The organism is Agromyces sp. NPDC055658 (assembly GCF_053618155.1).
In genome coordinates, this window is record NZ_JBSHHD010000085.1 from 1 (window position 1) to 459 (window position 459).

The following is a 459-nucleotide window of genomic DNA, read 5'->3' on the forward strand; positions in this document are numbered from 1 at the left end:
CCGTCAGGCTGGGCACCAGGTTGAAGGCTTGGAACACGATCCCGACGGTGTCGCGCCGGTAGTCCGACAGCGCTTTCTTGTTCAAGGTGGTGACATCGACGTCGCCGAACTCGATGCGGCCCGCGGTCGGTTTGAGGATCCCGCCCAGACATGACAGCAGGGTGGTCTTCCCACAACCGCTGGGGCCCAACAGGATTGCCAGCGATCCGGCGGGGACTTCGAGGTCGAGTCCGTCGATGGGGCGCACCGCGTAGCCGCCGCTGGAGTACTCCACGACGAGGTCTTTGACGAGAAGGTCGGCCATGTCAGGGTCCTCGGAATGCCAGGGCGGGGTCGATGGTGACAGCGCGGCGCAGCCCGGCCACGCTGGCCAGCAGGCCGATCACGACGGCGACGATCGGCAGCGCGACGAATGCCAGGGTGGGGACGTCGCAACGCATCGGGAACGGCGGCCCGAGC

At 67.3% G+C, this 459-nt stretch carries 1 protein-coding gene; it reads right to left on the reverse strand.

What is annotated here, in order from left to right; translation table 11 throughout:
* Nucleotides 1–304, reverse strand: a 304-nt coding sequence (locus ACWGPE_RS18635; RefSeq protein ID WP_452049252.1) for an ATP-binding cassette domain-containing protein, incomplete at its 3' end; no start/stop codon positions are given.
* Between the last annotated feature and the right edge of the window lie 155 nt (nucleotides 305–459).